Source organism: Nostocoides australiense Ben110 (assembly GCF_001050535.1).
GTDB lineage: Bacteria > Actinomycetota > Actinomycetes > Actinomycetales > Dermatophilaceae > Nostocoides_A > Nostocoides_A australiense.
Genome location: NZ_HG764815.1, coordinates 1,451,058 through 1,460,377 on the forward strand (window position 1 = coordinate 1,451,058; position 9,320 = coordinate 1,460,377).

Annotated in this window: 8 protein-coding genes and 1 tRNA gene; 4 read left to right on the forward strand and 5 right to left on the reverse strand. The window is 70.2% G+C overall.

The genetic code is table 11. The features are described 5' to 3' along the window. Positions 1-327, forward strand: a 327-nt coding sequence (locus tag BN11_RS21740) for an ROK family protein (RefSeq protein WP_157044346.1), incomplete at its 5' end; no start/stop codon positions are given. Here the strand turns inward: BN11_RS21740 and BN11_RS06955 are convergent. Next, positions 299-379 (reverse strand) — tRNA-Tyr (locus tag BN11_RS06955). The genes BN11_RS21740 and BN11_RS06955 overlap by 29 nt on opposite strands. 68 nt (positions 380-447) lie before the next feature. Here BN11_RS06955 and BN11_RS06960 point away from each other — a divergent pair. Genes BN11_RS06960 through BN11_RS06970 form a run of 3 tightly spaced genes read left to right on the forward strand, consistent with a single transcriptional unit; the run spans position 448 to position 2,801 of the window. Beyond that, the gene (locus tag BN11_RS06960; RefSeq protein ID WP_048696143.1) at positions 448-942 is read left to right on the forward strand and encodes a YajQ family cyclic di-GMP-binding protein; all 495 of its coding nucleotides are present in this window, start codon (positions 448-450) and stop codon (positions 940-942) included. A 37-nt stretch (positions 943-979) separates the two neighbouring features. Then, positions 980-1,780 (forward strand): SDR family NAD(P)-dependent oxidoreductase, encoded by an 801-nt coding sequence (locus tag BN11_RS06965; protein ID WP_048696145.1) that lies wholly within the window; start codon positions 980-982, stop codon positions 1,778-1,780. A 40-nt stretch (positions 1,781-1,820) separates the two neighbouring features. After that, on the forward strand, positions 1,821-2,801 hold the full coding sequence (locus BN11_RS06970) for an NADPH:quinone oxidoreductase family protein (protein ID WP_048696147.1): 981 nt from the start codon (positions 1,821-1,823) through the stop codon (positions 2,799-2,801). Here BN11_RS06970 and pepN read toward each other — a convergent pair. The 4 genes from pepN to BN11_RS06990 all read right to left on the reverse strand — a co-directional run. Next, positions 2,791-5,094, reverse strand: coding sequence for an aminopeptidase N (gene pepN / locus BN11_RS06975; protein ID WP_235435395.1), 2,304 nt, complete (start codon positions 5,092-5,094; stop codon positions 2,791-2,793). The genes BN11_RS06970 and pepN overlap by 11 nt on opposite strands. Before the next feature lie 225 nt (positions 5,095-5,319). Further along, the gene (gene htpX / locus BN11_RS06980) at positions 5,320-6,186 is read right to left on the reverse strand and encodes a zinc metalloprotease HtpX (RefSeq protein ID WP_048696149.1); all 867 of its coding nucleotides are present in this window, start codon (positions 6,184-6,186) and stop codon (positions 5,320-5,322) included. Between the two features lie 164 nt (positions 6,187-6,350). After that, the gene (locus tag BN11_RS06985) at positions 6,351-7,844 is read right to left on the reverse strand and encodes an NADH-quinone oxidoreductase subunit N (protein WP_235435396.1); all 1,494 of its coding nucleotides are present in this window, start codon (positions 7,842-7,844) and stop codon (positions 6,351-6,353) included. Next, on the reverse strand, positions 7,841-9,320 hold a 1,480-nt coding region (locus tag BN11_RS06990; protein ID WP_048696153.1), incomplete at its 5' end, for a complex I subunit 4 family protein. The genes BN11_RS06990 and BN11_RS06985, both read right to left, overlap by 4 nt.

A 9,320-nucleotide genomic window follows, 5' to 3' on the forward strand; every position in this document is an offset into this window, starting at 1 on the left:
GGGCGGGCGCTGGGCGAGGCGGCGACGGCGATCGCCGAGGTCATCGACCCCGACGTGATCGTCATGGGCGGCCCGGTGGGCGTCCACCCGCTCCTGGTCGAGCAGGTGCAGCGGACCCTGGACGACCTTGCGGCAGCGCCCATGCCGGTGCTGACCAGCGAACTCGGCGACCGGGGACCCCTCGAAGGTGCCCTGCACCTGGCCTCAGCCACGCTCGGGAGCTTCTCATCGCGACCCGGCTCACGCCGGCCTCATAGGCAAGGGCCCCTCGCCATGGACGAGAGGCCCTTCGCACGGGTGGCAGGTGAAGGATTCGAACCTTCGTAGCTTTCGCGACGGATTTACAGTCCGCTTCCATTGGCCGCTCGGACAACCTGCCGTGGTGCGCGTGAAAGGATAGCAAGCCAGATCGCTCGATCCCTAATCAGATCCGATGAGAGGTATGCCGTGGCCGACGCCAGCATGGACATCGTCAGCAAGTTCGACAAGCAGGAGGTCGCCAACGCCGTCAACACGGCGGCCAAGGAGATCGCCAACCGTTACGACTTCAAGGGCGTGGGGGCCTCCGTCGAACTCGTCGGCGAGGTCGTGAAGATGCAGGCCAACTCCGAGGAGCGGTGCAAGGCCGTCCTCGACGTCCTCCAGACCTGGCTGATCAAGCGCGGGGTGTCGCTGAAGCACCTCGATGTCCCCGAGGCCGGCCCGCGGCTGTCGGGCAAGGAGTACAAGCTCGACGTGCCCCTCAAGGAGGGCATCAGCCAGGAGAACGCCAAGAAGATCAACAAGCTGATCCGCGACGAGGGGCCCAAGTCGGTCAAGACCCAGGTCCAGGGCGACGCTATCCGCGCGACGAGCAAGAGCCGCGACGACCTGCAGGCCGTCCAGCGCCTCCTCAAGGAGTCCGACCTCGACATCGCTGTGAGCTTCACCAACTACAAGTAGGCCACCACCGCCCGTCGGCTCGCCTAGATTGAGCGTTATGCCGTCCGCCCCCCTCCCCTCGCCTCTACGCGTCGTCGTGACCGGAGCAGCCGGGGGCATCGGGTCGGCGCTGGCGGCCAAACTGGCCGCCGAGGGCGCCGAGGTGGTCGTCAGTGATCTGCCGGGCCCGGGTCTGGAGGAGGTCGCGGTGCGAACGGGTGGGTATGCCGTGCCCGCCGACATGGCGACCGCGGACGGGGTGTCGGCGTTGGTCACCGCCGCGCGCGAGCACTTGGGCGGGATCGACGCCTATTTCGCGAACGCCGGGATCATCGGGCCGCTCGGCATCGGCGACGACGACACGGACTGGCAGCGGGTCATCGACGTCAACGTCCTGGCGCACGTGCGGGCCGCGCGGCTGCTGCTGCCCGAATGGCTGGAGCGTCGGGCCGGCCGGTTCGTCGTCACGGCCTCGGCCGCCGGCTTGCTGAACATGATCGGTGCGGCCGGCTACGGCGTCACCAAGCACGCCGCCGTCGCCTTCGCCGAGTGGCTGAGCATCACCCACGGCGACGACGGGGTCGTCGTCCAGGCCCTCTGTCCGCAAGGCGTCGATACGACGATGGTGCACACCTCCGGGCCAGTCGTCCCGTTGCTGCGCGATGGTGCCGTCAGCCCGGAATACGTCGCCGACTTGGTGTGGGATGCCTTGCAGGACAACAGGTTCCTCATCCTCCCCCACCCCGAGGTCGCCGACTTCTATCGCGCGCGGGCGCAGGACACCGACCGCTGGCTCGCCGGGATGCGGCGGCTGAACGCGCAAGTCTTCCCGCCGCATACCGCCTCACCCACCGCCTGAGACTGACGAACCGAACCAACCCAAGGAGCACCGAAGAACTATGCGCGCGTGGCGAATCGCGAAGGCCGGCGAGGCCGCCGACGTCTATCAGCTGGCGGACATCGCACCGCCGGTCCCCGGCAAGGGCCAGGTGCGGGTCAGGGTGCTCGGCGCGGCCGTGAACTATCCCGACGTGATGATGGCGCGCGGGCACTATCAGGTGCAGCCGCCCTATCCCTACACCCCCGGCGTCGAGCTGTGCGGCGAGGTGCTGGAGTTGGGCACCGACACCATCGGCATCAGTGTCGGCGACCGGATCGTCGGCACGGCCGACCTGCCCGCGGGGGCCTTCGCCGAGGAGGCGTTGATGAACGCGGCCCTGAGCCAGCAGGCCCCCGGTCAACTCGACGACGCCGAGGCCGCGGCGCTGCACATCGCCTACCAGACCGGGTGGTTCGGCCTGCACCGGCGCGCGCGCCTGCAGCGCGGTGACACCCTGCTCGTGCACGCCGCAGCCGGAGGTGTCGGCAGTGCGGCCGTCCAGCTCGGCAAGGCCGCCGGCGCCACGGTCATCGGCGTCGTCGGCGGGTCCGAAAAGGCATCCATCGCAACGGAACTCGGATGCGATCTCGTCCTGGACCGCAACACGGACGACCTCGTCGCCGAGATCAAGAAGGCGACCAATGGCAAGGGCGTGGACGTCGCCTACGACCCGGTGGGCGGTGCGGCATACGACGTGTGCGCCAAGACGATCGCCTTCGAGGGCCGCATCCTCGTCGTCGGGTTCGCCAGCGGCACGGTCCCCAGCCCCGGCCTGAACCACGCCCTCATCAAGAACTATTCGATCGTGGGCCTGCACTGGGGTCTCTACAACGCCTACGACCCCGCAGCCATCACGGCGGCGGCGACGGAGATCAACGCCCTGGTGGCGGGCGGCATACGACCCCTCATCAGCAAGCGCGTGTCTCTCGAGGATGCACCCGACGCCGTCACGGCCGTCGGTGAGGGCACGACCACCGGACGAGTCGTAGTCATCCCGTAGCGGGGAACGCGGCCCGGGAGGCCAGGCCCTCCTCAAGCTTGGCTTGGGCGTCGACGATGGAACGGCGGACGGCGGGGCTGAGGGTGTCCCTCGCCAGCGCCGCCCGGCTCAGGTCGAGGGTGCGGGATGCGACGAGCGGCAGCGGGTAGGCCAGGGCCGCGACGGTCCCGAGAGCGTCCTCTCCGAGGCGACCGGCCAGGCCGGGAACGTCGGTGAAATAGCGCTCCACATAAGGAGATACGAGGTCGCGGTCGGTCGTCTGCCAGAAGGCGCCGGCGAGGGCGTTGAGTTCGTAGTTCGAGCGCGCCGGGTTGCCGGTCAGTTCGCTCCAGGCCCACTCCTTCGCCTCGGCCGTCGGTCGCAGGGCCCGGGCGGCAAGCGCTGCCTGCTGGCCGGCAAGACTCTCGTCCCGCCGCCGGAAGGACTCGATCCCCTGCTCGTCCAGGAGCCCGCGGCGTGACATGGCCCGGACCACGAACCACCGGAAGTCGGAGTCGTCGACGAGTTCCGGCGGCAGGTCGATCCCGTCGAGCCAGGACCGCAAGAGCGTCTCGTCGCTGCTGGTGGCGGCAAGCAGGCGGGCGGCGATGAGGCGGTGGTCGGCACAGGTCGCACCGTCATACAACCGGCGTGCAGCGGTGGCCATCGCCTCCTCGCCGCCAGGCTGTTCGGTCGGCGGCAGGAACACCGGGATGGCCCGGGTGATGACGTGATTGCCGACGCGGCCGAGGATCGAGCCGTTGCTCTCCAGCGGCCAGGCCATGGTGAGCGTGCGCATCAGCAGCCGCGGGTCGATGCGGGCCTCGTGCATCCCGTCGATCAGGGCCAGCCAGGCGACCGCGCGGGATTGGGCGTCGGGGATGCTCGCCAGGGCGTCGGGCAGGTTGGCGAGGCTTTCCGGCTCCAGCCCGCTGACGGCCCACGTCAGGTCGGACGCGTTGGGTATGACGACCTCGGCGCGGTCGGCGGCGAGCAGCTCCGGCCACTTGCGCGTGGCCCGGTCGATGGTGCCCGTCACCCGGAAAACCTCTGTGCCGCTGGTGAATCCGGCGATATCGAAGGTATGCGGCCGGCTCACCTTCGCGAACCGGTCCGGCGTGCTGCGGGTCACCCGCCCGGTGTCCTGGTGGACGTGCAGAGTGTCGATCCCGGCCGTCTCGAGCCACGCGTGACTCCAGCCGCTGAGGTCCGATCCTGACTCCCGCTCGATGGCCGCGAGGAAACCGGCCAGGTCCGCATTGCCGAAACTGTTGCGCTGCAAGTGATCCCGAAGCCCGGCGACGAAGGCGTCGTCCCCGATGTGCGCGATGAGTTGACGCAGCACGGCGCTGCCCTTGGCGTAGGAGATGCCGTCGAAGTTGTTCAGCGCCGTCTGTGCGTCCTGGGCGGGCGACCCGGCGACGGGGTGGCTGGACGGCGAACGCTCGGCGGAGTGACCCCACAACTTGCGGGCCATCGTCGAGTCGACCCACGCGTCGGCATACTCACTGGCCGCCACGCACGCGCGGTGGGCGAGGTATTCGGCGAACGACTCGTTGAGCCACAGGTCGTCCCACCACGTCATCGTCACCAGGTCGCCGAACCACATGTGCGCCATTTCGTGCGCGATCGTGTTGGTGCGGGTGAGCAGTTCGTCGTGGGTGGCGCTGCCGCGGAAGAGATAGGTGTCGCGGATCGTGACGCAGCCGGGGTTCTCCATCGCGCCGGCGTTGAACTCCGGGCAGAAGACCTGGTGGTAGTCGCCGAACGGGTAGCGAATCCCGAAGAGCTCGTGGTAGTAGTCGAAGAAGTCCGCCGTCGCGTTCAGGAGCGAATCTGCCTGCCGCTCAAGGGCTTCCGAGAGCGACCTTCGGGAGTGCACGCCGAGCCGTATGCCGTCGTGCTCGCGCTCGACGCTCGCCCACGGACCCGCGCAGACGGTGACGAAGTAGGTCGCGAGCGGCGGCGTCTCGGCCAGCTCCCAGCAGCCCTCGGCCACGCGGGTCGCGGCCCCGTTGCCGAGCACCCGCCAGTCGGCGGGGGCGCGCACGCTCACGGCATACGGCGCCTTGATGTCCGGCTGGTCGAAGCACGCGAACACGGTCGGGGCGGCGTCGAGGAAGAGATGGCCATAGACGTACGCCTCCTCGTCGGCGGGGTCGACGCTGCGGTGCAGCCCCTGCCCGTCGCGGCTGTAGGCCATCGTCGCCTCGACGATCAGCACATTGCTCGGCTCCAGCCCGGTCAGCGCCAACCGGCCGTCGACGAGCGCCGCCGGATCGAGGTCCTGGCCGTTGAGTTCGAGGCGGGCCACCCCGACCGGGCGCAGGTCGACGAAGGTCTCGGGTGCGGTGGCTCGAAATGGATCTCCGCTCGCGAGCCGAAGGTCTCCGGCCCCTGGTCGAGGTCGAGCGCCACGGCCATCCGGCTGACGCGGATGGTCGTGGCTCGCTGCTGGGCTTCGGTGCGCGTCAGAGGGGACATCAACTGCCATCCTGCCCTGTCGCGAGGCCTCGTGGGGCCGCTGGGAGGTATGCCGTCAGCGGCGCCGGTCGATACCGCCGGCCATCGCCTCCAGACGAGCGATCCGGTCGGCCATCGGCGGGTGGGTGGCGAAGAAGCGGGAGACGTCCTGGGCCCGGAAGGGGTTGGCGATCATCATGTGCGAGGCATTGACGACCTGCGGCGTCGGCGCGAGCGGAGCGCGGCGGGTGCCGGTCTCGAGCTTGCGCAACGCGGAGGCCAAGGCGAGCGGGTCGCCGGTGAGCTTGGCACCGTCCTCGTCCGCGTCGTACTCGCGGGTGCGAGTGATGGCCATCTGGATGAGCATCGCCGCGAACGGTGCGAGCAGCGCCATGCCGAGCAGCGCCAGCGGGTTGGGCCGGTCCTCGTCGGACCCGCCGCCGAAGAACATCGCCATCTGCGCGACCGAGGTGATGATGCCGGCGATCGCCGCAGCGACGGAGCCGGTGAGGATGTCGCGGTTGTAGACGTGCATCAGCTCGTGCCCGAGCACCCCGCGCAACTCGCGTTCGTCGAGGAGTTGGAGGATCCCCTCGGTGCAGCAGACGGCGGCGTGGCTGGGGTTGCGCCCGGTGGCGAAGGCGTTGGGGGCGGCCGTCGGGGAGATGAACAGCTGCGGCATCGGCTTGCCGGCCTTGGTGGACAGCTCGCGCACGATGCGATACATCTCCGGCGCCTGCGCCTCGCTGACCGGGTAGGCCTTCATCGCCCGGATCGCGATCTTGTCGGAGTTCCAGTAGGCGTAGAACGTCGTCGCCACCCCGATGAGGGCGAACAGCCAGATGTAGCGACCGCTGCCGATCACGGCCCCCAGGCCGAGGAGCAGGAGCCAGATCAAGCCGAAGAGTCCAGCGGTCTTCAGACCGTTGAAGTGGTTGTGCATATGCCGTCCAACGCGATCTCGGGGGGATTTCGTTCCCCGGACGATACCCGTTGCGGTGCGTCGAAGTTGCGATTGCCTCACCCCCGTCGAACGTGCACGACACGCCGTAATCGCGTGGCCATTACGGCGTGTCGTGCTCTTTCGACTTCGGGTGGGGGCGCGACTCAGCGGGTGAGGCCGATGACCAGACCGGGGGCGAAGCTCAGGACGATCAGGCCGGCCCCCAACAGCGCGAGCGCGACGGCCAGGCCAGGGTCGAGCCGCAGACGCTGCGGCACCGCGTCCCCGGCGGGCCGCACGACGATGAGCAGCCACCGCAGATAGACCGCGATGCCGAGGACGATATTGAGGATCGCCGCGGCCACCAGCCACCACTGCCCGGCCCCGACGACCGGTTGCAGCGCAACGACTTTGGCGACAACGCCGAGGACCGCCGGGGGCAGGCCGCCCAGGGTGAGCAGGCCGAGCGCGAGGATGGCCGCGAGCACCGGGTTGCCTCGCCCGAGCCCGGCGTATGCGGTGAGCGACCGCTCGCCGTACCCCTCGGTGCCGCTGTGGACGGCCGCGGCGACGGCGAAGACGGCGAGGGTGCCGGCGGCATACGCGAGCAGGTAGGCGACGGAGGCGCTGGCAGCAGTCGGGGTGAGCATGGCCAGCGGCGCGAGGACCCAGCCGGCTTGCGCGATCGTGGACCAGGCCAGCAGTCGCAGGGGGTCCTGCGCGCGCAGGGCGATGAGGTTGCCGAGGGTCATCGAGGCGATCGCGAGCACGCCGATGACGAGACGGACGGATGTTGCCCCGGAATCGCCGGACGCGTTGAGCGCAGCCAGAGGGCTGAGCATGACGATCGCCGCCCCGAGTGCCGCTGCCTTGGACACGGTCGCGAGAAACGCCGAGATCGGCTCGTCCGCAACGACGAAGGCCTGCGGGGTCCACAGGTGGAAGGGCACCGCCGAGAGCTTGAACCCGAGCCCGGCGATGAGGAAGAGGATCGCGAGGAGGAGCACCCGGTGCCGGTCCGGGTCGGCGAACGCGACGCGCAGGGAGTCGACCCCGAAGGTCGCATCACCGGTGGCGAGCGTCCACAGGCCGACGCCGACCGCGAGGAGGGCGAAGGAGAAGAGCGAGACCATCAGCAGCGACAGGGCACCGGACTCGGCGCCCCGGCCACGCGACAGCGCGACGAGGGCGATGGCCGGGAGGGTTGCCAATTCGATGGCGATCAGCCAGGTCGGCAGGTCCCGGGTGGCGGGGACCATGGCCGCACCGGTCGTCGCCGCCAGGACGAGGGCGACGGTGACGGCCGGGCCGCCCCGCTGGGTGCGATCGAGGTGCGTCGTGCCCGGCCCGAGCATCAGCAGCACGAGCAGCGCACCGGCCAGCACGAGGAACTGCAGGGCCAACCCCCTCGGCGCCGTCTCGTAGAAACAGCGCGCCTCCGGCCCGGGGCGGCAGAGCGAGCGGGCGGGTACGGCGGACGTGGCGGCATACGGCAACGCGCCGAGACCGGCGCCCACGGCCACGAGAGCGATCGGCAGGTGCAGACCCCTGGCCCGCGGCGCCAAAGCGTCGGCGAGCAGCACCAGCAGGACCCCGAACGCCGGTGCGAGGACAGGGGCGAGGACGAGCCAGTCCAGCGACACCATAGAGGTGGTCACGACCCCACCCCCGGATAGACGACGTACGGCACCAGCCCGAGGGTGACGATCGCGAGCATGAGGACGGTGGCGACGACCCACTCCGCCCAGGTCAGGTCGCCCGCGCGGTCACGCGGCGCCGCGTCCCCCGCCCACACCAGGCGCGCCACCCGCAGGCTGTATGCCGCGGCCAGCACCGCCCCGAAGGCGGCGACGATCGTCAGGGTGCGCAGGAAACCGGTCGGTGGGACCCAGGCGACCCAGCCCGCGTCCCACCCGGACCCGGGCTGGACGAGCCCGGGTGCGTCCTCGGGGGAATCGCCGAACCAGCCGACGGCCTCCGCCGGCCCCCAGACGGCATATGGGGCGGCCGTGCCGTAGGCCGGATTCCAGGCGGCGGTCAGGGCGAGGAACTCACCCCAGAAGCTCGCGAGCCCGGGCAGCGCGAGGCTGCCGGCCAACCCGGTGATCAGGGCGAAGCCGAGACCTGGCCACGTCTCCCGGACCGCGGGCCGCACGACGGCGAGATCGACACTGCCCCAGCGCTCTTTGAGCCCGCCGACGACGAAGAAGAGCAAGGCGGCGATCACGCCGTGGGCGATATTGGCCAGGAGCGCAGCCTGCAGGCCGAGGGCGCTGTTGGTGCCGAGCGCGAGGGCGACGAAACCCATGTGCGCCACCGACGAATAGGCGATCAGCCGCTTCAGATCCCGCTCGATGAGGCACACCAGGCCTCCCCACACAATGCCGGCGACACCGAACGCCGCGAGCACGGGCGCCAACCGCGCGAATCCGGCGGGGGTCAGAGCTACGGGGAGCCGGATGAGGCCGTAGGTGCCCATTTTGAGCAGGATCGCGGCAAGCAGCACAGACCCGCCGGTGGGCGCGATGGTGTGCGCGGGCGGCAGCCACGAGTGCAACGGGAAGAGCGGAACCTTGACCCCGAGTCCGATCACGAGCAGCAGGGCGAGCCCGAGGGAGGTGCCGCTGGGGATGGTGACGGTGGCGACGGTTGCCATGCTGCTCGACCCGGCCTGGGCGAGCAGTCCGAGGATCCCGGCGAGCATCAGGCTCGAGCCGAGGGCGGTGAAGAGCACGAACCGCAGGGCCGCCTCGCGCCGGGCGGCCGGGTCGTGGTTGTCGCCGAAGCGGTGGATGAGCACCCACATCGGGACCAGCACGATCTCGAAAGCGACGAAGAAGACGACGAGGTCGCCGGTCCAGAAGGTCGCGAGCGCCCCGGTCTCGACGATCAGCAGGAGCCCGAAATAGAGAGCGGGCGGGCCGCCGGGCGGCAGGTGGCGCTGTCCGTGAAGGACGACGAGCACGCTGATCGCCGCCGTCAGTATGAGGAGTGGCCCGCTGATCTGGTCGGCGCCGAAGGTGAGGGAGACGCCGAGGTCGGGCAGCCAGGGTTCGTCGACGCGGGCGCCGCGGGCCAGGGCGGCGATGGTGGCCACGAGCGCAACGGCGGCCGCCCCGAGCGCCCGGGCACCG